Annotated in this window: 20 protein-coding genes, 1 tRNA gene and 3 pseudogenes; 19 read left to right on the top strand and 5 right to left on the bottom strand. The window is 52.5% G+C overall.

Translation table 11 applies throughout. The features are described from left to right. The first annotated feature begins 75 nt into the window (after window positions 1-75). The 10 genes and pseudogenes from ACLHV8_RS14830 to yejF all read left to right on the top strand — a co-directional run bounded on the left by ACLHV8_RS14830 (window position 76) and on the right by yejF (window position 12,893). Entirely contained in the window at window positions 76-1,542 is a 1,467-nt protein-coding gene (locus tag ACLHV8_RS14830; RefSeq protein ID WP_208594226.1) for a mannitol dehydrogenase family protein, read from the top strand. A 123-nt stretch (window positions 1,543-1,665) separates the two neighbouring features. Beyond that, window positions 1,666-2,652 carry a CobW family GTP-binding protein gene (locus ACLHV8_RS14835; RefSeq protein ID WP_208594225.1) on the top strand — a complete coding sequence of 329 codons (987 nt, stop codon included), beginning with the start codon at window positions 1,666-1,668 and terminating at the stop codon, window positions 2,650-2,652. A gap of 33 nt (window positions 2,653-2,685) precedes the next feature. Continuing rightward, the gene (locus ACLHV8_RS14840; RefSeq protein WP_208594224.1) at window positions 2,686-3,399 is read left to right on the top strand and encodes a phosphatase PAP2 family protein; all 714 of its coding nucleotides are present in this window, start codon (window positions 2,686-2,688) and stop codon (window positions 3,397-3,399) included. A gap of 415 nt (window positions 3,400-3,814) precedes the next feature. Further along, the gene (gene mepS, locus ACLHV8_RS14845; protein WP_008500946.1) at window positions 3,815-4,384 is read left to right on the top strand and encodes a bifunctional murein DD-endopeptidase/murein LD-carboxypeptidase; all 570 of its coding nucleotides are present in this window, start codon (window positions 3,815-3,817) and stop codon (window positions 4,382-4,384) included. 349 nt (window positions 4,385-4,733) lie between these two features. Then, window positions 4,734-5,854 (top strand): IS3-like element ISSen4 family transposase gene (locus ACLHV8_RS14850; RefSeq protein ID WP_121528277.1). Its coding sequence is split into 2 segments (ribosomal slippage): window positions 4,734-4,992 and window positions 4,992-5,854, totalling 1,122 coding nucleotides; the frame shifts between segments, so codons are not numbered across the junction. Window positions 5,855-5,883: 29 nt separating this feature from the next. Further along, window positions 5,884-7,293, top strand: a pseudogene (locus tag ACLHV8_RS14855) (cyclic di-GMP phosphodiesterase); the annotation flags it as partial. A gap of 74 nt (window positions 7,294-7,367) precedes the next feature. Beyond that, window positions 7,368-9,173 (top strand): extracellular solute-binding protein, encoded by a 1,806-nt coding sequence (locus ACLHV8_RS14860; RefSeq protein ID WP_410376975.1) that lies wholly within the window; start codon window positions 7,368-7,370, stop codon window positions 9,171-9,173. 9 nt (window positions 9,174-9,182) lie between these two features. Beyond that, window positions 9,183-10,277 (top strand): microcin C ABC transporter permease YejB, encoded by a 1,095-nt coding sequence (locus ACLHV8_RS14865; RefSeq protein ID WP_028016291.1) that lies wholly within the window; start codon window positions 9,183-9,185, stop codon window positions 10,275-10,277. Beyond that, complete coding sequence (locus ACLHV8_RS14870) at window positions 10,277-11,302, top strand: ABC transporter permease (RefSeq protein ID WP_028016290.1); 1,026 nt, start codon at window positions 10,277-10,279, stop codon at window positions 11,300-11,302. The genes ACLHV8_RS14865 and ACLHV8_RS14870 overlap by 1 nt, the downstream gene beginning before the upstream one ends. 1 nt (window position 11,303) lies before the next feature. Next, window positions 11,304-12,893, top strand: a complete 1,590-nt coding sequence (gene yejF / locus ACLHV8_RS14875; protein ID WP_128347427.1) for a microcin C ABC transporter ATP-binding protein YejF — start codon at window positions 11,304-11,306, stop codon at window positions 12,891-12,893. A 3-nt stretch (window positions 12,894-12,896) separates the two neighbouring features. Here yejF and ACLHV8_RS14880 read toward each other — a convergent pair whose 3' ends face one another. The 3 genes from ACLHV8_RS14880 to rsuA form a co-directional block, all read right to left on the bottom strand. Continuing rightward, entirely contained in the window at window positions 12,897-13,241 is a 345-nt protein-coding gene (locus ACLHV8_RS14880; protein ID WP_028016288.1) for a YejG family protein, read from the bottom strand. 279 nt (window positions 13,242-13,520) lie between these two features. After that, window positions 13,521-14,717, bottom strand: coding sequence for a Bcr/CflA family multidrug efflux MFS transporter (locus tag ACLHV8_RS14885; protein ID WP_208594223.1), 1,197 nt, complete (start codon window positions 14,715-14,717; stop codon window positions 13,521-13,523). A gap of 15 nt (window positions 14,718-14,732) precedes the next feature. Next, window positions 14,733-15,440, bottom strand: a complete 708-nt coding sequence (gene rsuA, locus ACLHV8_RS14890; protein ID WP_028016286.1) for a 16S rRNA pseudouridine(516) synthase RsuA — start codon at window positions 15,438-15,440, stop codon at window positions 14,733-14,735. A gap of 151 nt (window positions 15,441-15,591) precedes the next feature. Between rsuA and ACLHV8_RS14895 the strand changes: the two genes are divergently transcribed. Further along, window positions 15,592-17,352 (top strand): DEAD/DEAH box helicase, encoded by a 1,761-nt coding sequence (locus tag ACLHV8_RS14895; RefSeq protein ID WP_208594222.1) that lies wholly within the window; start codon window positions 15,592-15,594, stop codon window positions 17,350-17,352. A gap of 125 nt (window positions 17,353-17,477) precedes the next feature. After that, on the top strand, window positions 17,478-17,762 hold the full coding sequence (gene rplY, locus ACLHV8_RS14900) for a 50S ribosomal protein L25 (RefSeq protein ID WP_023312497.1): 285 nt from the start codon (window positions 17,478-17,480) through the stop codon (window positions 17,760-17,762). 50 nt (window positions 17,763-17,812) lie between these two features. On the opposite strand, the gene yejK is transcribed toward rplY, so the two are convergent. Beyond that, complete coding sequence (yejK, locus tag ACLHV8_RS14905) at window positions 17,813-18,820, bottom strand: nucleoid-associated protein YejK (RefSeq protein WP_028016284.1); 1,008 nt, start codon at window positions 18,818-18,820, stop codon at window positions 17,813-17,815. Window positions 18,821-18,954: 134 nt separating this feature from the next. Between yejK and ACLHV8_RS14910 the strand changes: the two genes are divergently transcribed. The 6 genes and pseudogenes from ACLHV8_RS14910 to ACLHV8_RS14935 all read left to right on the top strand — a co-directional run. Further along, a complete protein-coding gene (locus ACLHV8_RS14910; RefSeq protein ID WP_014884596.1) occupies window positions 18,955-19,182 on the top strand; it encodes a YejL family protein in 228 nt (75 codons plus the stop codon). A gap of 19 nt (window positions 19,183-19,201) precedes the next feature. Further along, the gene (gene yejM, locus ACLHV8_RS14915; RefSeq protein ID WP_028016283.1) at window positions 19,202-20,962 is read left to right on the top strand and encodes an LPS biosynthesis-modulating metalloenzyme YejM; all 1,761 of its coding nucleotides are present in this window, start codon (window positions 19,202-19,204) and stop codon (window positions 20,960-20,962) included. A gap of 72 nt (window positions 20,963-21,034) precedes the next feature. Further along, window positions 21,035-21,111: transfer RNA gene (locus tag ACLHV8_RS14920), tRNA-Pro, on the top strand. Window positions 21,112-21,675: 564 nt separating this feature from the next. Beyond that, window positions 21,676-22,068 (top strand): polymorphic toxin type 44 domain-containing protein, encoded by a 393-nt coding sequence (locus ACLHV8_RS14925; protein WP_208594221.1) that lies wholly within the window; start codon window positions 21,676-21,678, stop codon window positions 22,066-22,068. After that, window positions 22,046-22,483 carry a hypothetical protein gene (locus ACLHV8_RS14930; protein ID WP_208594220.1) on the top strand — a complete coding sequence of 146 codons (438 nt, stop codon included), beginning with the start codon at window positions 22,046-22,048 and terminating at the stop codon, window positions 22,481-22,483. Before ACLHV8_RS14925 ends, ACLHV8_RS14930 begins: the two co-directional genes overlap by 23 nt. 13 nt (window positions 22,484-22,496) lie before the next feature. Beyond that, window positions 22,497-22,736, top strand: a pseudogene (locus tag ACLHV8_RS14935) (type VI secretion system tube protein Hcp); the annotation flags it as partial. Window positions 22,737-22,766: 30 nt separating this feature from the next. Here ACLHV8_RS14935 and ACLHV8_RS14940 read toward each other — a convergent pair. Further along, window positions 22,767-23,887 (bottom strand): IS3-like element ISSen4 family transposase gene (locus ACLHV8_RS14940; protein WP_121528277.1). Its coding sequence is split into 2 segments (ribosomal slippage): window positions 22,767-23,629 and window positions 23,629-23,887, totalling 1,122 coding nucleotides; the frame shifts between segments, so codons are not numbered across the junction. Between the two features lie 71 nt (window positions 23,888-23,958). On the opposite strand from ACLHV8_RS14940, the pseudogene tssD reads away from it, so the two are divergent. Then, window positions 23,959-24,207: pseudogene (gene tssD, locus ACLHV8_RS14945) on the top strand (type VI secretion system tube protein TssD); the annotation flags it as partial. Window positions 24,208-24,309 lie beyond the last annotated feature (102 nt).

Consider the following 24,309-nt stretch of genomic DNA (forward strand, 5'->3'; position numbering starts at 1 on the left):
GCTTACCAATTTTATTTGCTGTCATATAACTTTACACTGGCATTGTTAATTAATGGTTAATCAGGTGTGTATCTCATGAAGACAATTGCCTCCACCGCCCTTCCTGCCCATGTTCAGCAACCGCGCTACGATCGTCGGCAATTACGCTCTCGCATCGTCCATTTTGGCTTTGGTGCGTTTCACCGTGCGCACCAGGCATTGTTAACAAATCGGGTGCTGAATGAGAAAGGCGGCGACTGGGGAATATGTGAGATTAGCCTCTTTAGCGGTGATGTGCTGATGAGCCAGCTGCGTGCGCAGGATCACTTGTTCACCGTTCTGGAGAAAGGTGCAAAAGGAAATGAGGCAATTATCGTCGGTGCCGTCCATGAATGTCTGAACGCAAAGCTGGACTCTCTGCCCGCTATTATTGAGAAATTTTGTGAGCCTCAGGTGGCGATTGTGTCGCTCACTATCACGGAGAAAGGTTATTGCATCGATCCCGCTACCAGTAAATTGGATCTGCAAAACCCGCGGATTATCCACGATCTGGAAAATCCATCTGAGCCGCATTCCGCCCCGGGGATCCTTGTCGAAGCGCTCCATCGTCGCCGTGAGCGCGGCTTACCTGCTTTTACCGTGCTTTCTTGCGACAATATCCCTGACAACGGCCATGTGGTGAAAAATGCCGTGCTGGGCATGGCGCAAAAACGCTCTCCGGCACTCGCTGCGTGGATTGATAGCCACGTGAGTTTTCCCGGAACCATGGTCGACAGGATTGTTCCTGCTGCAACAGAGGCCTCACTGGCGGAAATCACCGAAACGCTCGGCGTTGAAGATCCGTGCGCCATCAGCTGCGAACCGTTTATTCAGTGGGTGGTGGAAGATAATTTTGTTGCCGGCCGTCCGGCGTGGGAAGTGGCGGGCGTCCAGATGGTGCAGGATGTTCTGCCGTGGGAGCAGATGAAGTTACGCATGCTTAACGGCAGCCACTCTTTCCTGGCTTATCTCGGGTATCTCGCCGGCTATGCGCATATCAATGAATGTATGGAAGACGCAGCCTTCCGCAAAGCCGCCCGTCGGCTCATGCTCGATGAACAGGCACCCACATTACGCATTAAGGATGTCGATCTCACCGCATACGCCGATAGCCTGCTTGAACGCTTTGCTAACCCGGCCTTGCAGCACCGTACCTGGCAAATTGCAATGGACGGTAGCCAGAAGCTGCCCCAGAGAATGCTGGACGGGATCCGCGTCCATCTTGAGCGAAAAACGCCGTGGCTGCTGCTGGCTCTGGGCGTGGCCGGCTGGATACGCTACGTCAGCGGGACTGACGAACACGGAAACACAATTGACGTCCGCGATCCCCTCAGCGATAAAATCCGCACGATTGTTGACGCCAGCAGCGACGACGATCGCGTCAACGCGCTGCTGGGGCTGAACGAGGTCTTTGGACACGATCTCGCCCAAAATAGCGTTTTTGTTGAAGCTGTCAGCCAGGCATATCAGCGCATTGCCCGCCACGGTGCACGTCAGGCTGTTATTGAAACGTTAAATCTTTAACGATTATTGCGCTTAACACGAACGGAGGTGACCTCCGTTCGCCCTTCCCCTTCTCATTGCGCCCTTTTTTCGCCAGGATAAGAGATAATTGTTATAGCATCACAATTCTCTTCTGGAGCGCACGTGACCAAAACCAACCTCATCACCGGTTTTCTCGGCAGCGGTAAAACCACGTCAATTCTTCACCTGCTGGCGAACAAAGATCCGGCCGAGAAATGGGCCGTTCTGGTCAATGAATTTGGCGAAGTGGGCATCGACGGCGCATTACTGTCGGACAGCGGCGCGATGATCAAAGAGATCCCAGGCGGATGCATGTGCTGCGTCAATGGCTTGCCCATGCAGGTAGGACTCAATACCTTGCTACGTCAGGGAAAACCCGATCGCCTGCTGATTGAACCCACCGGGCTGGGTCACCCGAAGCAGATCCTTGATTTACTGACCGCACCGGTTTACGAGCCGTGGATTGATCTGCGTGCCACCCTGTGCCTGCTCGATCCTCGCCAGCTTCTGGATGATAAAGCGGTGGCCAATGAGAACTTCCGCGATCAACTCGCCTCAGCAGACATTATCGTTGCTAATAAAGAAGATCGCGCCACGGCTGAAAGCCAGTCCGCGCTGGACGCGTGGTGGCAACATTTCGGGAGTAATCGTCAACGGGTGCAGACCACTCAGGGGAGGATTGATAGCGCCCTGCTCGACCTTCCTCGTCTGAACATAGCGGAACTTCCGGCCAGTGCAGAGCATGCCCATAGCCACCCGGTGAAACAAGGTCTGGCTGCCCTCAGCCTGCCGGAACACCAGCGCTGGCGTCGTAATCTGAATAGTGGTCAGGGGTATCAGGCCTGTGGATGGATCTTCGATGCAGATACCGTTTTTGACACCATCGGGATCCTTGAGTGGGCCAGACTTGCTCCGGTCGATCGCGTTAAAGGGATCATGCGCACACCAGACGGACTGGTACGGATCAATCGTCAGGGTGAAGATTTCTTTATTGAAACGCAAAATGTCGCCCCGCCGGACAGCCGAATTGAGTTAATTAGTGCGGTTAACGCCGACTGGAATGCCCTGCAGTCCAGCCTGTTGAAGCTTCGTTTAAGTTTGGGCGGCTAACGTTGCCCCTGTTTTCACTCTTTGCTGAACGTTATGACGACTCGATTTCCCCTGATATTACTGCTTAATGTCGCCGGTCTGGCGCTCTTTTTCTCCTGGTATATCCCGGCGAATCATGGTTTCTGGTTCCCGCTGGATTCTGCAATCTTTCACTTCTTCAACCAGGAGCTGGTGAAGAGCAATGCCTTTCTGTGGCTGGTAGCTATCACCAACAACCGCGCCTTCGACGGTTTTTCGTTGCTGGCAATGGGCTGCCTGATGCTCTCCTTCTGGTTGAAAGAGGATAAAGCAGGGCGTCGGCGTATTATGATTATCGGTCTGGTGATGCTGCTGTTTGCCGTGGTCATTAACCAGCTGGCAACCGCGATTATTCCGGTTAAGCGCTCCAGCCCAACGCTCTTCTTTAGCGATATTTATCGCGTCAGTGAGTTGCTGCATATTCCAACAAAAGATGCCTCGAAGGACAGTTTCCCTGGCGACCACGGCATGATGCTGCTTATTTTTTCCGCAGTTATGCTTCGTTATTTCGGCAAAAAAGCCTTTGCAATAGCCCTGATTATTTTTGTGGTTTTTGCTTTTCCACGCGTAATGATTGGCGCCCACTGGTTCACCGATATTGCCGTCGGTTCGCTCTCCGTTGCTCTGATTGCTCTACCGTGGTGTTTGATGACACCGTTGAGCGACGGGATAATAGCGCTGTTTGATCGCTATCTTCCCGGAAAAACGCAACAACAATTAAACAAATAACTAACCTAAATTAACGTTAGCTATCAGGGATCGACATGATCCCTGACAGGTCTCCTGCCGCGATCTTTTCTCACTGTCATATTCCTGTCATCACATTCATGATAAAAATGAATCAATTACGCGATAAGGTGGCGGATCTGTCGGTATTTTGAGCATTTCCATGTTTTTACTTTCTGTATCACAATTTCTTATAAAAAAAAGGCTTTTTTTACTCGCAATACCCCAGGCAATCGGTTAATCTCGAACTCGTTTTGCCCCATAGAGATAATTATTTCACTGGCTAATAATTTTGTGCGCTGTGCCACAAATGTGAGCAGAAAGAATTGTCTCAATGTGAACAGATAATTAGTCTCGTCACGTTTGGCATTTTTATAACGATATTTGTCGTTAAGGACTTCAAGGGAAAATAAACAAAATGGTCAAATCTCAACCGTTTCTGAGATATATCTTACGGGGGATCCCGGCGATAGCAGTCGCGGTACTGTTGTCTGCATGTAGTACATCGAACACCGCAAAGAATATGCATCCTGAGACGCGTGTTGTGGGAATGGAAGATTCCTCGTCACTGCAAGCCTCTCAGGATGAATTTGAAAATATGGTACGTAATCTGGACGTGAAGTCCCGCATTATGGACCAGTATGCTGACTGGAAAGGCGTGCGTTACCGTCTTGGCGGCAGCACGAAAACAGGTATTGATTGTTCCGGTTTTGTACAGCGTACTTTCCGTGAGCAATTCGGGTTAGATCTTCCGCGTTCGACTTACGAACAGCAGGAGATGGGCAAGTCGATTTCACGAACTAAACTGCGCACCGGTGACTTAGTTCTGTTCCGCGCCGGTTCTACAGGTCGACATGTGGGCATCTATATTGGTAATGACCAGTTTGTACATGCCTCCACCAGTAGCGGTGTGACCATTTCCAGCATGAACGAACCGTACTGGAAAAAGCGCTACAACGAAGCGCGCCGAGTACTGACCCGCAGTTAATATGGAAATTGTATCGTTGGTTATCCCTTGGCTGGCGATATGATGAAAAAAAGCACTGCTTCGGCGGTGTTTTTTTTTGCCCGTTACACTGAATACATTCGGCGGCAATTCAGGAACCACAACGTCTATGTTCACCCGCTACTTCTCCAGTAATCGCAAGATACTGATCCTCAGCATTATCACAGGCCTGATCGCTGCCCTGCTCCTGGGTTCATTGCAATTTTTCTGGAGCTACCACAAGCGGGACGTAAAATTCGACACTCTGATTAACGATGTCATGACCTGCTCCCCGTTGATTAGTACACCCCGATGTTAGTAATGTCTTCATAAGCCACATGAGGACATCCCCATGAAGAAGCGTTTTTCCGACGAACAGATCATCAGTATTCTCCGCGAAGCCGAAGCTGGGGTACCCGCCCGTGAACTCTGCCGCAAGCATGCCATTTCCGATGCCACGTTTTACACCTGGCGTAAGAAGTATGGCGGTATGGCGGTGCCTGAAGTTAAGCGCCTGAAGTCGCTTGAGGAAGAGAACGCCAGACTCAAGAAGCTGCTTGCCGAAGCCATGCTGGATAAAGAGGCGCTTCAGGTGGCTCTTGGGCGAAAGTACTGACGACAGACCAGAAGCGGGAAGCCGTGATGTTGATGTGTGATGCGACCGGTCTGTCGCAACGTCGTGCCTGCAGGCTTACAGGTTTATCCCTGTCGACCTGCCGCTATGAGGCTCACCGTCCGGCTGCTGATGCGCATTTATCAGGGCGCATCACTGAGCTGGCACTGGAGCGCAGGCGTTTTGGCTACCGTCGTATTTGGCAGTTGCTGCGCCGTGAAGGGCTTCATGTTAATCATAAGCGCGTGTACCGGCTTTATCACCTCAGTGGCCTGGGCGTAAAACGCAGAAGACGTCGTAAAGGGCTGGCAACAGAACGTCTGCCGCTGCTCCGTCCGGCGGCGCCCAATCTGACCTGGTCGATGGATTTCGTCATGGACGCACTTTCCACCGGTCGCAGGATCAAGTGTCTTACCTGCGTCGATGATTTCACAAAGGAATGCCTGACGGTCACTGTTGCCTTTGGGATTTCAGGCGTTCAGGTCACGCGTATTCTGGACAGCATTGCACTGTTTCGAGGCTATCCGGCGACGATAAGAACTGACCAGGGGCCGGAGTTCACTTGCCGTGCACTGGATCAATGGGCCTTTGAGCATGGTGTTGAGTTGCGCTTAATCCAGCCGGGCAAGCCAACGCAGAACGGATTTATTGAGAGCTTTAACGGACGATTTCGCGATGAATGTTTGAATGAGCACTGGTTCAGCGATATCGTTCATGCCAGGAAAATTATTAATGACTGGCGGCAGGATTATAACGAATGCCGCCCGCACTCCACGCTGAATTATCAGACACCGTCTGAATTTGCAGCGGGCTGGAGAAAGGGTCATTCTGAGAATGAAGATTCCGACGTTACTAACTGAGTGTTGTATCTAATCGTGGGGGCAGGTCAGTCAACCTCTACATGGAGAGCTATTTTGCAGAGTTAAAAACCTCTATCGACATCCTCCAGCCACTCACGCTGAACAATTGCCACGACGTCAATGCAGAACTGACTTCACGCGCAGCATTTAGCCTCAACGTGCGCGCCTTTTTGTTGGTCAGGGACAAAATTGCGTTCTGTTCATCCGCCACAGGTCCAATGAATGTCCCGATGGAGGAGCTGATACCCGAGCTGCACATTAATAAGCAGATCGATATGGCCTTGCTTCCAGGCACCCCGATGTTGCCCAACAAGCCCGCGATTGCCATCTGGTATCGTAACCCGTTAGTTAAAGATGGCGGTGTGTTCACCTCGGTGAATATCAATCTGACACCTTATCTGCTCTACACAGCCCGCCAGGACGAGTTCGCTGGCATCGCCATCATCATTGGCGATTATGCCCTAACGACGATGTCCAGCAAGCTGGTCAAAGCGCGTGATTTAGATGAAGCACCGAGCCGCATCGCTACGCTGAAAAACGTCCCCCTGACCATTAAACTGTATGCGGACGCCTGGACCAGCGATGAAATCCTTTACGCTCTGTTCTTCGGACTGGTGTGCGGCATTGCGGCCGGATCGCTCAATTACTATATCCTCAGCATACGGCTGAATCCGGGTAAAGAGATTTTAAGCGCCATTAAGCGCGATCAATTCTATGTGGTCTATCAACCTGTGGTGGACGCAAAAGAGCTGAAAATGCGCGGTGTCGAGGTGTTGATGCGCTGGAAACACCCGACCATGGGTGAGATTCCGCCTGACGCCTTTATCAATTTTGCAGAGGCACAGAAGCTGATCGTTCCGCTGACGCTGCATCTTTTTGATCTCATCATTCACGATGCGCCGGTATTACAGACCGTGCTACCGCCGGGCGCAAAACTCGGCATCAACATTGCGCCTGGGCATTTGCATGCGGAAAGCTTCAAAGAAGACATGCTCACCTTCAAAGCGTTACTGCCGCCGGATTACTTCCAGATCGTGCTGGAAATTACCGAGCGCGACATGCTTAATCATCGGGAAGCCAACAGCCTCTTCGAATGGCTGCATAACGAAGGGTTTGAGATAGCCATTGATGATTTTGGTACTGGTCACAGCGCGCTGATTTATCTTGAACATTTCACCATGGACTATCTCAAGATTGATCGTGGTTTTGTTAATGCAATAGGCACGGAGACCGTGACGTCACCGGTGCTGGATGCAGTCCTGACGCTGGCAAGACGAATGAATATGTTGACCGTCGCCGAAGGGGTGGAAACCCCGGAACAGGCTGCATGGCTACGCGAGCATGGCGTCAATTTCCTGCAGGGCTACTGGATTAGCCGCCCGATGCCACTGGATCAGTTCCGCAACTGGCGGCCTGACGTTTCGCCCGGCAGTGAATAATTTCACATTGCCCGTGACGTCACTTATTATTCAGCTTAACTGAGCTGGTTTGTAAAAGAAGGAGCCGCCACGAGATGCTTATGCGCTTTATGTTGCTGATGTTGGCATTCACGAGCCTGTCCAGCCAGGCGCAAGCCATCAAAGAAAATATCGCCTTCGCGGTGATTGGCGAGCCGAAATACGCGGTCAATTTTACACATTTCGATTACGTCAACCCAGCCGCCCCCAAAGGTGGGAAGGTAACACTTTCCGCCACGGGAACGTTCGACAACTTCAACCGCTACGCCCTGCGTGGCGTGGCGGCCGCGCGAACGGAATCACTTTACGATACGCTTTTTGTCACGTCTGATGATGAGCCCGGCAGCTACTATCCACTGATTGCCGATAACGTGCGTTACGCGGATAACTTTGCCTGGGCTGAAATCTCGATAAACCCTCGGGCACGTTTTCACGATGGTTCACCGGTTAAGGCCAGTGACGTCGCGTTCACCTTTCACAAATTTATGACTGAAGGCGTGCCCCAATTCCGCATCGTGTACAAAGGCGCATCCGTCAGAGCCATTGCGCCGCTCACCGTACGCATCGAGCTGAGCGAACCCAACAAAGAGAATATGCTCAGCCTGTTCTCACTGCCGGTGATGCCTCAATCGTTCTGGAAAGATCACAAACTGAGCGACCCGCTCTCTACTCCCCCTCTGGCAGGTGGTCCTTACCGCATTACCGACTGGCGCATGGGGCAATATGTGGTCTATTCCCGCGTCAAAGACTACTGGGCCGCAAATCTGCCAGTTAACCGCGGGCGCTGGAATTTCGACACCCTTCGTTATGATTACTACCTCGACGATAACGTGGCATTTGAAGCATTTAAAGCCGGTGCCTTCGATCTGCGCGTCGAGAGCAACGCCAAAAACTGGGCCACGCGGTATATCGGGAAAAATTTCGCGAAAGGTTACATCGTTAAAGATGAGCACAAAAATGAGTCCGCCCAGGACACCCGCTGGCTGGCATTTAATATTCAGCGTCCGGTGTTTAATGACCGCCGGGTACGGGAAGCGATTTCCCTGGCCTTTGATTTTGAGTGGATGAACAAATCGCTCTTTTACGGTGCCTACAGCCGTGCGAACAGCTATTTTCAGAACACGGAATATGCCGCGCGCGACTACCCGAAAGCTGACGAGCTGGTCCTGCTGGCACCGCTGAAAGCGGAAGTACCCGCGGAAGTGTTCACCTCGGTGTTTCAGCCGCCCGTGTCGAACGGTGACGGCTACGACCGCGCCAACCTGCTGAAAGCCAGCAAGCTGCTGGAGGACGCGGGCTGGCCCCTGAAGAATCAAAAGCGTGTTGATGCCAAAACGGGTAAGCCTCTCAGCTTTGAGCTGCTGCTTTCATCCGGGGGCAACGATCAGTGGGTACTGCCGTTTAAGCACAACCTTGAGCGGCTGGGCGTTACCATGAACATTCGTCAGGTTGATAACGCGCAGATTACCAATCGCATGCGCAGCCGTGATTACGACATGATGCAGCGCTTGTGGCCCGCACAGCCGTGGCCAAGCTCCGATCTGCAAATTTCATGGGCCTCCAGCTACATCGACTCCTCATATAATGCCCCGGGGGTGAAAAGCCCGGCGATTGATGCACTGATTGCAAAAATAGTGGCGGCGCAAGGCGATAAAGAAAAACTCCTGCCGCTCGGACGGGCGCTCGACAGGGTCTTAACCTGGAACTACTACATGCTGCCGATGTGGTATATGGGCGAAGATCGTCTTGCTCGCTGGGACAAGTTCTCCGTGCCTGCCGTACGCCCTGTCTATTCACTGGGCTTTGATACCTGGTGGTATGACGTCAACAAAGCCGCCAGACTCCCCGCTGAGCGACGCTAAGGAATCATCATGGGTGCCTATCTTATCCGCCGTCTGCTGTTGGTCATCCCGACCCTGTGGGCCATCATCACGATTAACTTTTTTATCGTGCAAATCGCGCCTGGCGGCCCGGTTGATCAGGCTATTGCCGCTATCGAGTTTGGTAATAGCGGCGGTATGCCAGGCGGCGGCGGTGAAGGAATGGGCGCGAGCCATGCGCGAACCGGCGTAGGGAATATCAGTGAAAGTCATTATCGCGGTGGGCGTGGACTGGATCCTGAAGTGATCGCCGAGATCACCCACCGCTATGGCTTTGACAAACCCATTCACGAGCGCTATTTCAAAATGCTCTGGGACTATATTCGCTTTGATTTCGGCGATAGCCTGTTTCGCAGTGCATCAGTCTTAACATTGATTAAGCAAAGCCTGCCAGTGTCCATTACGCTGGGGTTATGGGGAACGTTGATTATCTACCTGGTCTCGATTCCGCTCGGGATCCGTAAAGCCGTTTATAACGGCAGCCGTTTCGATATCTGGAGTAGCACGTTCATCATCATCGGTTATGCCATCCCGGCGTTTCTGTTTGCCGTCCTGCTGATTGTTTTTTTTGCCGGGGGGAGTTATTTCGATATCTTTCCGCTGCGAGGGTTAGTCTCCGCTGATTTCAGTACCCTGCCGTGGTACCAGAAAATCACCGACTATCTCTGGCATATCACGCTACCGGTTCTGGCAACGGTTATTGGCGGGTTTGCGGCTCTGACCATGCTGACCAAAAACGCCTTTCTTGATGAAATTCGAAAACAGTACGTCGTCACGGCCCGCGCCAAGGGCGTAAGCGAGAAGCAGATTATGTGGAAGCACGTATTCCGCAACGCCATGCTGCTGGTCATTGCCGGATTTCCTGCCACGTTCATCAGTATGTTTTTTACCGGTTCACTGCTGATCGAGGTGATGTTCTCACTCAACGGTCTGGGCCTGCTGGGCTATGAAGCCACCGTCTCGCGCGATTATCCGGTGATGTTTGGCACACTCTACATTTTCACCCTGATTGGCCTGCTGCTGAATATCGTCAGTGATATCAGCTATACGCTGGTTGATCCCCGAATTGATTTTGAGGGCCGCTAATGTCGCGTTTAAGCCCCGTAAACCAGGCCCGCTGGGCCCGTTTTCGCCACAACCGCCGCGGCTACTGGTCACTGTGGATTTTTGCCGTGTTGTTTATTTTAAGCATGTGCTCTGAGTTGATTGCCAACGACAAGCCTTTGCTGGTGCATTTTAACGACCGCTGGTATGTACCGGTTCTCGCTAATTACAGTGAAAGCGATTTTGGTGGCCCGTTTGCAACGCCTGCGGAGTATCAGGACCCGTGGCTTCGCCAGCAAATTGAGCAACATGGCTGGGCTATCTGGGCACCGGTGCGTTTTGGCGCAAACAGCATTAACTTTGCCACCACAACGCCCTTCCCTTCCCCACCCTCCGCGCAAAACTGGCTGGGAACGGATGCCAACGGTGGCGATGTCCTGGCGCGCATCCTTTATGGCACACGGATATCGCTCCTCTTTGGACTTATGCTGACGCTTTTTTCCAGTGTGATGGGGGTCGTGGCCGGCGCGGTTCAGGGCTATTACGGTGGAAAAATAGACCTGTGGGGCCAGCGTGTTATTGAAGTCTGGTCAGGCATGCCGACGCTGTTTCTGATCATCCTGCTTTCGAGTGTGGTACAGCCAAACTTCTGGTGGCTGTTAGGTATCACCGTACTCTTCGGCTGGATGGCGCTGGTGGGTGTCGTGCGGGCGGAATTTCTGCGCACCCGCAACTTCGACTATATTCGCGCCGCGCAGGCGCTGGGCGTGAGCGACCGCGGGATTATTTTCCGCCATATGCTGCCTAACGCCGTGGTGGCCACGCTTACCTTCCTGCCGTTTATTCTGTGCAGCTCCATCACCACCCTCACCTCGCTGGATTTTCTTGGCTTCGGGTTACCACTGGGTTCCCCGTCGCTCGGCGAGCTTCTGTTACAAGGCAAGAACAACCTGCAGGCGCCGTGGCTGGGTATTACCGCCTTTCTTTCTGTGGCCGTGCTGCTTTCGTTGCTGATTTTTATTGGCGAAGCCGTGCGCGATGCCTTCGATCCTAATAAGGCGGTATAAGATGACGCAGCCCCTTCTCAGTATTGATAACCTGTCGATTGCTTTTTCAACACAGGGTGAGATGCGTACCGTCGTCACCGACCTGTCACTCCAGATACAGCGCGGTGAAACGTTGGCACTGGTGGGTGAGTCAGGTTCAGGCAAGAGCGTCTCAGCTCTCTCCATCCTGCGTCTGCTGCCCTCTCCGCCCGTGAGTTACCCGCAAGGCGACATTCTTTTTCACGGCAACTCGCTGTTGCATGCTGACGAACATACCTTGCGCGCAATCCGCGGTAATAAGATTGCCATGATTTTCCAGGAACCGATGGTTTCTCTTAACCCCCTTCACAGCCTGGAAAAACAGCTCTATGAAGTCCTGTCCCTACACCGAGGTATGCGCAAAGAAGCCGCACGCGGGGAAATTCTGGACTGCCTTGAACGAACCGGCATACGCAATGCAGCCAAACGGCTGAATGATTTTCCGCACCAGCTCTCCGGCGGCGAGCGCCAGCGCGTGATGATTGCCATGGCCCTGCTCACGCGCCCCGAACTGTTAATTGCTGATGAACCTACAACGGCACTGGACGTGACGGTGCAGGCGCAAATTTTGACGCTGCTGCGCGAGTTGCGTGACGAGCTGAACATGAGTTTGCTGTTTATCACGCACAACCTGAGTATTGTGAAAAAGTTGGCCGACAGCGTTGCGGTGATGCAAAACGGGCGATGTGTCGAGCAGAATATCGCATCCACGCTGTTAAACGCGCCACAACACCCGTATACCCAGCGTCTGCTCGACAGTGAGCCCTCTGGCGACCCGGTTCCTCTGTCAGCTGACAGCGTACCGCTGTTGCGTGTTGAGGATTTGTCCGTCTCGTTTCCCATTCGCAAAGGAATTCTGCGGCGCGTCGTCGACCAGAATCCGGTGTTGAAAAATATCCGCTTCTCTCTGCGCCCGGGGGAATCTCTGGGACTGGTAGGTGAATCCGGTTCGGGTAAAAGCACCACCGGCCTGGCGCTGCTGCGTTTAATCGCTTCTCAGGGCGAGATCCTCTTTGACAATATGCCGCTGCATCGGTGGAACCGACGCCAGATGCTCCCGGTGCGCCCCCGTATGCAGGTGGTATTTCAGGACCCCAACTCCTCGCTTAACCCACGGCTCAGCGTGTTACAGATCGTTGAAGAGGGTCTGCGTGTTCATCAGCCCAGCCTGAATGCCCAACAACGGGAACAGGAGGTCATGCGGGTCATGAACGAAGTGGGCTTAGATCCCGATACCCGTCACCGCTATCCGGCAGAATTCTCCGGCGGGCAGCGTCAGCGTATCGCTATTGCCCGTGCGCTGATCCTGAAACCGGAACTGATTATTCTGGATGAACCGACGTCTTCGCTGGACAGAACCGTCCAGGCGCAGATCCTGAAACTGCTCAAGGGGTTACAGGAAAAACACCGGCTGGCCTATATCTTTATCAGCCATGATTTACAGGTGGTTCGGGCGCTATGCCATCAGGTGATTGTGTTGAGACAGGGAGAAGTGGTCGAACAGGGGGAGTGCCAGCGCGTATTTACTGCGCCAACGCAGAGTTACACGCGCCAGCTGCTTTCAGCAGACTAGCGCTCAGAATGGATACTGGCCAGAGAAAGGCTCCGCAATAGCAACGCCAAAATTTTTCAGACGGCAGGTCGCGGCAAACTCATCCTGGCTTTTAACAAACAGGCACGGCTCACCTTCGCACTCCAGTACAGAGCTGTCTACTTCGATATCCGTCAACGCCTGGCTTAAGCGTTCCATAACCGGCCATGCGTTTTCGTCGCTCGGGCTAAGCAATTTGAGCGCAACCAGACAATTATCGCAGTCCGCGGCACTTTGCGGAATCGGTTCAACTTTCAAACCTGCAAAACCCGCTGACCAGCGATAGCTCTGGGGCAAGCGATGGACAATGGAGAGTTGTAATGTATTCACGTTCGTTCCCCGGAAGCAAAATTTACTTCACAATTTATTTACATTTATAGTAACACATCATCGCTAACCTGCACTATTCAGCGCTTTTTTATAGGAATCCAGGCTTGCGTCGGCGCTATATGTACCCGTTTCTGCGATCTAACTCAACCTTTTTGAATACAATGATGTGACTTTTTACATAAATAGATTTTACATAAAAGAAACAAACGCCGGGTGTGTCAACGTGGGTTTGGTTGATATGTATCAACAAAAAAGGCCCTGTAGGGCCTTTTTTGTGCTTTAGTGAGCCGTTTTTCGCGGTCGACTGGCGTAAAGATAGAAGAGTATGGAGCTGGTTGCGCAAAAAGCCATCGCCCATAACATCGGCCAGGCCGTCGTAAAGGTAGCCATAGAAAGCAACGCCCCGACAATCGCCCCAATACCAAAGCGGAACGTTCCTGCCAGTGACGATGCTGTTCCCGCCATATGCGGGAATTCATCGAGGATCACCGCCATCGCATTCGACGATACCATCGACACGCAGCCGACAAAAGCCGCCACACCCACTACCAGCGCCCAGAAGCCCACGCCCAGAAACGCGCTCACCACCAGCCAGATCGCCATCACAAACTGGATCCACAGCCCGGCGCGGAACATGTTCAGCGCCCCCACCCGCCGGACAAAACGGCTGTTGATGATGGTCATGATGAACAGGAAGACGATGTTAAGCGCAAAGTAATAGCCGAAGTGCTGCGGCGAAACGTGGTTCAGTTCGATATAGACAAACGGCCCGGCGTTCAGGAAGGAGAACATCCCGGCAAAGCTGAACCCGCTTGCCAACATATAGCTGAGCACGCGCTTGTGGCGAAACAGTGAGGCGAAGTTACCTATTGTGGTGCGGATGTGGAATTTCTGGCGGCGCTCGACGGGAAGCGTTTCATCAATAAAGAAGAAAATCATCGCGGAGGCCAGCAGCGCGGCCAGCGCCAGGATCCAGAAAATCGCATGCCAGCTAAACCACACCAGCACCGCACCACCCGCCATCGGGGCCACCAGCGGCGCAATTGTCGTCACCAGCATCACGAACGACATCATGCGGGAGAACTCTTCTTTCGGGTAGATATCGCGCATCAGGGCGTTAATCACCACGCTTGCCGCTGCCGCCGCCAGACCGTGAAAAAAGCGCATGATAATCAGATGATCGATGGTCTGAGCCAGCGCACAGGCAACTGCCGCGGCCGCAAAGACCAACGTCCCACCCAGAATAACAGGCTTGCGTCCCAGGCTATCCGCCATCGGGCCATAAAACAGCTGTCCAAGAGCAAAGCCGAGTATATAGGTGCTGAGTGTCATCTGCGCGCTGCCTGCCGGTACGCCAAACTGCGCGGCAATAACCGGCAGCGCAGGCAGATACATATCAATCGACAGCGGCATCAACATGGCCAGCAGGCCAAGAATGAAGACAATTTTGAACGACGAGTGTGGCCTGGTGGTCACAGAGTTCTCCTGAGATTAATGCGAAGGCAGACCGACGCTGGCGATCTCTTCTTCCGTTAACGGGCGGTATTCGCCTGGCGCCAGGTCGTGATCGAGTTCAATCGCACCAATCCGCTCACGATGCAGGCCGACAACGTGGTTCCCCACTGCAGCAAACATCCGTTTTACCTGATGATATCGCCCTTCGCTGATGGTCAGGCGAACTTCGGTCGGGGTGATCACCTCAAGGACGGCGGGTTTGGTGAGATCTTTCTCATTATGCAGCTGAACGCCTTTGGCGAATTGCTCTGCCGTGTCATCCGCCACCGGAGACTCCAGCGTCACCAGATAGGTTTTCTCGCAATGATGGCGCGGAGAGGTAATACGGTGCGACCACTGCCCGTCGTCAGTCATCAGTACCAGTCCGGTGGTGTCGATATCCAGGCGACCAGCGGCATGCAGCTTGTGCGCAACCGGTTCGTCGAGGAAATAGAGTACTGTCGGGTGGTCCGGATCGTCCGTTGAACAGACATAGCCTTCCGGCTTGTTGAGCATGAAATAGCGTGGGCCATGCTGCTGGGTCAGCGGATTGCCGTCATACTCAACCTGATGGTCCGGTTGCAGTTTGAAAGCGCTGTCTCTCACAATGTCGCCGTCCACGGTAACGCGGCTGGCGCGAATTTCACGCCCGGCAATAGCGCGGCTTACGCCGAGTTGCTGAGCGATAAACTTATCAAGTCGCATGAAATCTTTTTAGCCTTAATGGTGCTGGAAGTCGAACAGTACGTCCGAAAAAGAAGCAGTCTGGAACGGTTCAGTATAATGGTCTGGTTGCGCCACTCAAGGGAAAAAGTTTCGTGGCATACTATGTGCGGAATAATGAAACCGAGACCCCATGACTTTTACACTTCGTCCCTATCAGCAGGAAGCCGTTGATGCCACCCTCGCGTGGTTCCGTAAACATCGTGAACCTGCGGCTATTGTGCTTCCAACCGGTGCAGGCAAGAGCCTGGTCATCGCCGAACTGGCACGTCTGGCCCGCGGTCGTGTGCTGGTGCTGGCGCACGTCAAAGAACTGGTCGCGCAAAACCATGCCAAATATTGCGCACTCGGGCTGAAAGCCGACATTTTCGCCGCCGGGCTAAAGCGTAAAGAGAGCCACGGTAAAGTGGTCTTTGGCAGCGTGCAGTCGGTGGCCCGCAATCTGGATCTGTTTCGCAGCGAATTTTCGCTGCTGATTGTTGACGAGTGTCACCGCATCAGCGATGACGACGACAGCCAGTATCAGCAAATCCTGACGCACCTGAAAGAAGTGAACCCACACCTGCGCCTGCTGGGCCTGACGGCGACCCCGTTTCGTCTGGGGAAAGGCTGGATCTATCGTTACCATTATCACGGCATGGTGCGCGGTGATGACAAGGCCCTGTTTAGCGACTGCATCTACGAGCTTCCGCTGCGCTACATGATTAAACACGGTTACCTGACGCCGCCTGAACGCCTGGATATGCCGGTGGTGCAGTACGATTTCAGCCGTCTGCAGGCACAGAGCAACGGGTTGTTCAGCGAAGCGGATCTTAACCAGGAGCTGAAAAAGCAAAAGCGCATTACGCCGCACATCATTAGCCAGATTGAGGAGTTCGCCGCGACGCGCAAAGGAGTGATGATCTTCGCCGCCACCGTTGAGCACGCGCGGGAAATTACCGGGTTACTGCCCTCCGGCGACGCGGCATTAATCACTGGCGAGACCCCAGGCCCTGAGCGCGACAGCCTGATTGACGCCTTTAAAGCCCAGCAGTTCCGCTATCTGGTTAACGTGTCGGTACTGACCACCGGCTTTGACGCCCCGCACGTCGACCTGATCGCTATTTTGCGCCCGACCGAATCGGTCAGTCTGTATCAGCAAATTGTTGGCCGCGGCCTGCGTCTGGCGCCGGGTAAAACCGACTGTCTGATTCTGGATTATGCCGGTAACCCGCACGATCTCTATACGCCTGAGGTCGGCGCGCCAAAAGGAAAAAGCGACAACGTGCCGGTACAGGTTTTTTGTCCTGCCTGTGGTTTTGCCAACACCTTCTGGGGTAAAACCACCGCCGACGGCACGCTAATTGAGCATTTTGGCCGCCGCTGTCAGGGCTGGTTTGAAGATGACGAAGGGCATCGCGAGCAGTGCGATTTCCGTTTCCGCTTCAAGAACTGCCCACAATGCAACGCCGAAAATGACATTGCCGCACGCCGCTGCCGGGAATGTGACACGGTACTGGTCGATCCTGACGACATGTTAAAAGCGGCACTGAAGTTAAAAGATGCATTGGTGCTCCGCTGCTCAGGCATGGCACTACAGCCCGGTGCGGATGAAAAAGGCGAGTGGTTAAAAATCACCTACTACGATGAGGACGGGGCGGACGTCAGTGAGCGCTTCAGGGTACAAACTCCCGCTCAACGCACGGCCTTCGAGCAACTCTTTATTCGCCCGCACACCCGTACGCCAGGGGTTCCTCTGCGCTGGATAACCGTGGCCGATATCGTGCACCAGCAGGCGTTACTGCGCCATCCGGATTTTGTTGTTGCTCGCAAGAAAGGCCAGTTCTGGCAGGTCCGTGAGAAGGTCTTTGACTATGAAGGTCGCTTTCGTCGCGCCAACGAATTGCGCGGTTAACGGGACTTTTGATTGATGTGAGGAGCATTTGAGTATAAAATGCCGCCCGCTTCACATCCGTGAGGCAGAACACTCACCTGCTGCTGGGTCGCCTGTAGTAGGGTTTTAAATACAGAGAGAAATCAATGTTTACTATCGAAGCAGAAGTACGTAACGTGCAGGGTAAGGGTGCGAGCCGCCGCCTGCGTAACGCTAACAAGTTCCCGGCTATCGTTTACGGTGGCGAAGCTGCTCCAGTTGCAATCGAACTGGATCACGACAAACTGTGGAACCTGCAGACCAAAGCTGAATTCTATAGCGAAGTTCTGACCATCGTTGTTGGCGGTAAAGAAGAAAAAGTGAAAGTTCAGGCTGTTCAGCGTCACGCGTTCAAGCCAAAACTGACTCACATCGACTTCGTTCGCGCGTAATCGCAAACTCGTCGAGAAAAACCCCGCTTCTGCGGGGTTTTTTGTGCCTGCTATTTACCGCCAGAAGTACGGCGCTGAAGCTGATCGCGCAGGTTCGGCGGCGTTCCTTTAATGGTCAGCGTATCGGTGGCAGGATCCCAGAAAATGCGTTCTCCCAGCAACATCGCATCAAAGTTAATGGTTAACCCGCCGCCACTGCCGGCAAACTTGGTTAACTGACGCAGCGTACTGCGATCCGCCGGGAAGCTCTCTTCAAGCTCATAGCCTTTATCCGCGGTGAACTCCTGGAAGCTGACTTCGCTGACGCCCGCCAGCTCTTTTGACAGCGACTCCAGCTCAATCTCTTCCCCCGCCTGCAGCTGTTCGTTGCAGTAGCTATAGACCTGCTGGCGCACGTTCTGCCGCTCAGATTTATCGAGCTGCGCTTCTGCCGTGAAGTCATCAACCGCCTGGAGCAGCCCTTTGTTCTGCGCTTTGGCGTTCAGGCCTTCGCTGGCGCCGAGGAAGTCCATAAAGAAATCCGCCACTTTGCGGCCCACGCGCCCCTTCAGGAAAGTCAGGTAGCGAGTCGACTCCGGGTTGGTTTCCCACTCGGTCAAATCAATACGGGCCACGATATCCGCATGGTTAATATCCAGATAATGCGTTGAGCTAATATCCAGCTGTTCGTTCACGCGCATGCTGCTTAAGTTATTCAGTACGGTAACCAGCAGATACTCTACGGCCAGATAGCGGTAGTGGCAGAACAGCACAATCCCGCCGTCGGCGAAGGGATATTTCGCCAGCTCGTCGCGCAGACGTCCGGTCGCGGCGCGGCTAAACGCCAGAAAATCTTCTTCGCCCTGACGTTGCAGACGCAGGCTATCAGCCAGTTCGCTCTCTTCACTGAACAGGCCATAGGCTTTATTTTTAGCGCTGTAGACACGGTGTAACTCCGCCATCATCTCTACAACAGTAGGCGTGGGTTCCAGTAACGAATCGCGCAGCACCACTTCAAGGGTTTGCTCATCACGCTTGATAAGCTGGTGCAAGGCAATCTGGTTGATTTCCAGACTCATGATAAACTCTCCTTTTAGACCGGGCGGTATTCAACCACCACCAGGGCATGTGTGCAACAACAGATAAAAAAGGGGAAAAAAAGCTGTTGCTACGGTAATATGTTGCCCTTTCATCAACAAACTGATTTTGATTTATGCCACAACATTCCCGCTACAGTGATGAACACGTTGAACAGCTGCTCAGTGAGCTGGTTAACGTACTGGAAAAACATAAAACGCCGACCGATCTCTCCCTGATGGTTTTGGGAAATATGGTCACCAACCTGATTAATACCAGCGTTGCTCCGGCTCAGCGTCAGGCGATCGCCAAATCTTTCGCCCAGGCTTTACAGTCATCCGTCAGCAACGACCAGGCCCATTAAGGGATACGAACAACAGTTTATGGTGACGAATCGTCAGCGCTACCGTGAAAAAGTCTCCCAGATGGTCAGCTGGGGGCACTGGTTTGCCCTGTTCAACATTCTGCTGGCGACGGTCATTGGCTGTCGTTATCTGTTTGTCGCAGACTGGCCAACAACGCTAACCGGGCGTATCTACTCCTGGATGAGCGTTGTGGGTCACTTTAGCTTTTTGGTTTTCGCCACCTATCTGCTGATCCTGTTCCCTCTGACGTTTATCGTCATGTCGCAGCGTCTGATGCGGTTCTTGTCCGCCATCCTTGCGACGGTGGGGATGACACTACTGCTTATCGACAGCGAAGTGTTCACCCGCTTCCACCTGCATCTCAATCCCATCGTCTGGGAACTGGTGATTAACCCCGACCAGAATGAAACGGCCCGTGACTGGCAGCTGATGTTTATCAGCGTCCCGGTGATCCTGTTGATTGAGATGCTGTTTGCCACCTGGAGCTGGCAAAAACTTCGCAGCCTGACCCGGCGGCGGCATTATGCCAAGCCCGTCGCCGCGCTCTTTTTTGTCTCATTTATCAGCTCGCATATTATGTATATCTGGGCGGATGCAAACTTCTATCGCCCTATTACCATGCAGCGCGCTAACCTGCCGCTCTCGTATCCAATGACCGCCCGTCGTTTCCTCGAAAAACACGGTCTGCTTGACGCGCAGGAGTACCAGCGCCGTCTGGTCGAACAGGGTAATCCGGAAGCAGTCAGCGTTCAGTACCCTCTGAGCGATCTGCACTATCGCGATATGGGTCGCGGGCAAAACGTCCTGCTGATTACCGTCGATGGCCTGAACTATTCCCGTTATGAGAAGCAGATGCCTGCGCTGGCCGATTTCGCGAGTCAAAACGTCACGTTCACCCAGCATATGAGCTCCGGTAATTCTACCGATGCGGGTATCTTTGGGCTGTTCTATGGCATCTCAGCCGGATACATGGACGGCGTGCTGTCTGCCCGTACGCCTGCGGCACTGATCACCGGGCTGAATCAGCAAGGTTATCAGTTAGGGTTGTTCTCCTCTGATGGTTTTAACAGCCCGCTTTACCGCCAGGCGCTGTTGTCTGATTTCTCCCTGCCGGCGGCACAAAATCAGTCTGATGCGCAGACCGCCAGCCAATGGATAAACTGGCTGCAACGATACGCCCAGGAAGATAACCGCTGGTTCTCGTGGGTTGCCTTTAACGGCACAACGCTCGCTAACAGCAATAAGAATGACTTTGCGCGCCGCTACAGCCGCGCGGCTGGCGATGTGGATGCGCAGATAGGCCGAGTGCTTGAGGCGCTGCGTGAGTCAGGCAAACTGGATAATACCGTGGTGATCGTGACCGCTGGCCATGGCGTCCCGCTGGGTGACGAGACGAAGGGTATGAGTTGGTCTCGCCCGAATCTTCAGGTTCCGCTGGTGATCCATTGGCCTGGCACGCCGGCTCAGCGCATTACTATGCTTACCGAGCATAAAGATGTGATGACCACCCTGATGCAACGCCTGCTGCATGTCAGCACGCCAGCAAACGAGTATTCACAGGGGCAGGATCTCTTCAGTGCCACGCGCCGCCATAACTGGGTTACGGCTGCCGGGAATAACACTCTGGTGGTGACCACGCCTAAGCTGACGCTGGTGCTGAACAGCAACGGAAATTATCAGACATATAACCTGCAGGGCGAACGGTTGAAAGACCAGAAACCGCAGTTAAGCCTGCTGCTGCAGGTCCTGACGGATGAGAAGCGCTTCATCGCTAACTGATTAATAATAAACCAGTTAGCGATAGATTCCCTTGCATTCAAAACGGAATCGAGTAGTATTCTTTTCATGCGTCGGCACGTAGCGCAGCCTGGTAGCGCACCGTCATGGGGTGTCGGGGGTCGGAGGTTCAAATCCTCTCGTGCCGACCAAAAATACATTGAAAACCAGCCACTTATGGCTGGTTTTTTTATGGCTAAATTTTGTGTGGGGAAGTACTGGGGAATAATGGGGAAAAAACCGACATTTACATGCTACATAATTGGTTTCTCCCGTCCATGTTTACCAGCAACGTATCCCTTTTTTCTGAATTCAAGCTGATGTTAATAACGGCCCAGCCACATGAAGTTTCAATCGCCCGACAGTTGAATTGATGACAGTCGAGATAATGTTGCTAGTCCGTAAGTCGTTCACCAGAGACCAGAACGGCAGGTAAAACGGAGTAAAGAGGTCTCACATCCCACACAGGTAGTACCAGATTATTTAATTCGAGCATTCACCGCATTCATTAGACGGTGACCAAAGACCGCCTTTGCTCTCAGGTTGCGCTATGTGTCGAAAATTTCAGGGGCAGCACACTGTAGAAAATCTAAAACAATCGTTTGTTTTTACTTAAAAACATTTTAATTTTTAAGAATTTATCAAGAGATATTATCTCCACTTTCTGATTGCATTAAGCGTATGATTGTTAATCACTTATAAATTAATGGGTTAACATGGCTGTTATACCTTTCCTCCCTCCACAGGGAATAGGATTAGTTTTAGACCATATGCGCATTGCTCGCGCTCACGGCATGTCTAGAGATATGGCTAACCCAATGACTTACAAATGGTTTTACTATCAGGTTAGAAATCGTGGGCCGTGGGATTATAAGCAACATCACCCTGAACTAGAAAATTTTGGTAACTTTCACTACGGGGCTATCGGTTATGCTGCCGGCATACCTGCCGAAATTCTTTTAATGGGTGCTGGATTTGCTCAGGAACATGCAGGAACTAGCCGAAAGGAATGGGGCCACTGGTATCAGCAAGCACCACACGGTGATGACCCCCATGATCAGTTCTGGATAAGACAAGGTATCGACTATGCAAGAAAGATCGGTTATTAAAACCCTTCACTGTATGCTGACAGTTGCCCTACTCCTGATAGTTAGTGGTTATTGTGCATATCAATATTGGTTCAATCTCCCACCGAAAGATGTTTTTGTTAGTAAGCAAAAACTATCTGATAGCATTTGGTTGTACGTCACAAAGTACGATGAAGGTAACGCCACTGTGTCGGATTTTTACCGCTTCTATCTTGATAAAGATGAAGGCGATTCCGATGTCATGGAGGCGCTTAAAAAACGTACTCCTTTCATGGAAGCAAAAACCAACTCATATACGGCCACAGGTTACGGAAACACTGTAAACCTGAAAGTAACCGGAAAAATTTATAACTTCACAAATTCAGATTTGTTCTACATAGACGGGATCGCTGTGATGCCCGTTATCAACCTCATAGCCAACGGCACACGAGACTAAAGGAGTTAGATTAATGGCTGTACCAGTTCACTTATTTTTGAAAGATGACGGCGGAGCTATGATCCGCGGTGGTTCAGATGTTGAAGGCCGTGAAGGAAGTATTGAGCTTAGGGACCTGATTCATAATCTCTGCATCCCAACGGACGGGGCAACAGGTAAGCTAACCGGAACTCGTAAACATTCCGCTTTCAGCCTGACTAAAGCAATTGATTCTGCATCCCCCTACCTTTACAAAGCCGTTGCCACTGGTCAGATGACCTGCCCCCACGATTAGATACAACACTCAGTTAGTAACGTCGGAATCTTCATTCTCAGAATGACCCTTTCTCCAGCCCGCTGCAAATTCAGACGGTGTCTGATAATTCAGCGTGGAGTGCGGGCGGCATTCGTTATAATCCTGCCGCCAGTCATTAATAATTTTCCTGGCATGAACGATATCGCTGAACCAGTGCTCATTCAAACATTCATCGCGAAATCGTCCGTTAAAGCTCTCAATAAATCCGTTCTGCGTTGGCTTGCCCGGCTGGATTAAGCGCAACTCAACACCATGCTCAAAGGCCCATTGATCCAGTGCACGGCAAGTGAACTCCGGCCCCTGGTCAGTTCTTATCGTCGCCGGATAGCCTCGAAACAGTGCAATGCTGTCCAGAATACGCGTGACCTGAACGCCTGAAATCCCAAAGGCAACAGTGACCGTCAGGCATTCCTTTGTGAAATCATCGACGCAGGTAAGACACTTGATCCTGCGACCGGTGGAAAGTGCGTCCATGACGAAATCCATCGACCAGGTCAGATTGGGCGCCGCCGGACGGAGCAGCGGCAGACGTTCTGTTGCCAGCCCTTTACGACGTCTTCTGCGTTTTACGCCCAGGCCACTGAGGTGATAAAGCCGGTACACGCGCTTATGATTAACATGAAGCCCTTCACGGCGCAGCAACTGCCAAATACGACGGTAGCCAAAACGCCTGCGCTCCAGTGCCAGCTCAGTGATGCGCCCTGATAAATGCGCATCAGCAGCCGGACGGTGAGCCTCATAGCGGCAGGTCGACAGGGATAAACCTGTAAGCCTGCAGGCACGACGTTGCGACAGACCGGTCGCATCACACATCAACATCACGGCTTCCCGCTTCTGGTCTGTCGTCAGTACTTTCGCCCAAGAGCCACCTGAAGCGCCTCTTTATCCAGCATGGCTTCGGCAAGCAGCTTCTTGAGTCTGGCGTTCTCTTCCTCAAGCGACTTCAGGCGCTTAACTTCAGGCACCGCCATACCGCCATACTTCTTACGCCAGGTGTAAAACGTGGCATCGGAAATGGCATGCTTGCGGCAGAGTTCACGGGCGGGTACCCCAGCTTCGGCTTCGCGGAGAATACTGATGATCTGTTCGTCGGAAAAACGCTTCTTCATGGGGATGTCCTCATGTGGCTTATGAAGACATTACTAACATCGGGGTGTACTAATCAACGGGGAGCAGGTCACAGACACTGCAAAGCGCTGAATTTAAGTTTTACCATATCAACGATGCAGGTCAGGAAGTTGAATATTTCAATATAAAAATGGAAAGAGTAAAAGTTATTTCCATCACTCCAGTAATGCACGACACAAGAGATTGCCCCGGTACTGGTCACATGGAAAATGTGCAACTACGTTATGAAAAAATCACCTGGCTTTATAAAGATGGGAATATCCAATATACAGACGCATGGAACGAACGCCCAACAGCTTAAACGTTAAATGATTGGCTATTAAGAAATGAAAATAAAGGGGCATCGAGCCTAATGCTAGTCACCTAAGGTGACCAGCATTGTTTTAAAGAGTATTTTGATTTC

The organism is Enterobacter sp. CPE_E863 (assembly GCF_046521465.1).
In the GTDB taxonomy this organism is placed as follows: Bacteria; Pseudomonadota; Gammaproteobacteria; order Enterobacterales; family Enterobacteriaceae; genus Enterobacter; species Enterobacter adelaidei.

Coding starts and splice junctions, on each gene's coding strand:
- ACLHV8_RS14830 (WP_208594226.1), top strand. CDS start 76: ATGAAGACAATTGCCTCCACCGCCCTTCCTGCCCATGTTCAGCAACCG.
- ACLHV8_RS14840 (WP_208594224.1), top strand. CDS start 2,686: ATGACGACTCGATTTCCCCTGATATTACTGCTTAATGTCGCCGGTCTG.
- mepS (WP_008500946.1), top strand. CDS start 3,815: ATGGTCAAATCTCAACCGTTTCTGAGATATATCTTACGGGGGATCCCG.
- ACLHV8_RS14860 (WP_410376975.1), top strand. CDS start 7,368: ATGCTTATGCGCTTTATGTTGCTGATGTTGGCATTCACGAGCCTGTCC.
- ACLHV8_RS14865 (WP_028016291.1), top strand. CDS start 9,183: ATGGGTGCCTATCTTATCCGCCGTCTGCTGTTGGTCATCCCGACCCTG.
- ACLHV8_RS14870 (WP_028016290.1), top strand. CDS start 10,277: ATGTCGCGTTTAAGCCCCGTAAACCAGGCCCGCTGGGCCCGTTTTCGC.
- yejF (WP_128347427.1), top strand. CDS start 11,304: ATGACGCAGCCCCTTCTCAGTATTGATAACCTGTCGATTGCTTTTTCA.
- rsuA (WP_028016286.1), bottom strand. CDS start 15,440: ATGCGACTTGATAAGTTTATCGCTCAGCAACTCGGCGTAAGCCGCGCT.
- ACLHV8_RS14895 (WP_208594222.1), top strand. CDS start 15,592: ATGACTTTTACACTTCGTCCCTATCAGCAGGAAGCCGTTGATGCCACC.
- rplY (WP_023312497.1), top strand. CDS start 17,478: ATGTTTACTATCGAAGCAGAAGTACGTAACGTGCAGGGTAAGGGTGCG.
- yejK (WP_028016284.1), bottom strand. CDS start 18,820: ATGAGTCTGGAAATCAACCAGATTGCCTTGCACCAGCTTATCAAGCGT.
- ACLHV8_RS14910 (WP_014884596.1), top strand. CDS start 18,955: ATGCCACAACATTCCCGCTACAGTGATGAACACGTTGAACAGCTGCTC.
- yejM (WP_028016283.1), top strand. CDS start 19,202: ATGGTGACGAATCGTCAGCGCTACCGTGAAAAAGTCTCCCAGATGGTC.
- ACLHV8_RS14925 (WP_208594221.1), top strand. CDS start 21,676: ATGGCTGTTATACCTTTCCTCCCTCCACAGGGAATAGGATTAGTTTTA.
- ACLHV8_RS14930 (WP_208594220.1), top strand. CDS start 22,046: ATGCAAGAAAGATCGGTTATTAAAACCCTTCACTGTATGCTGACAGTT.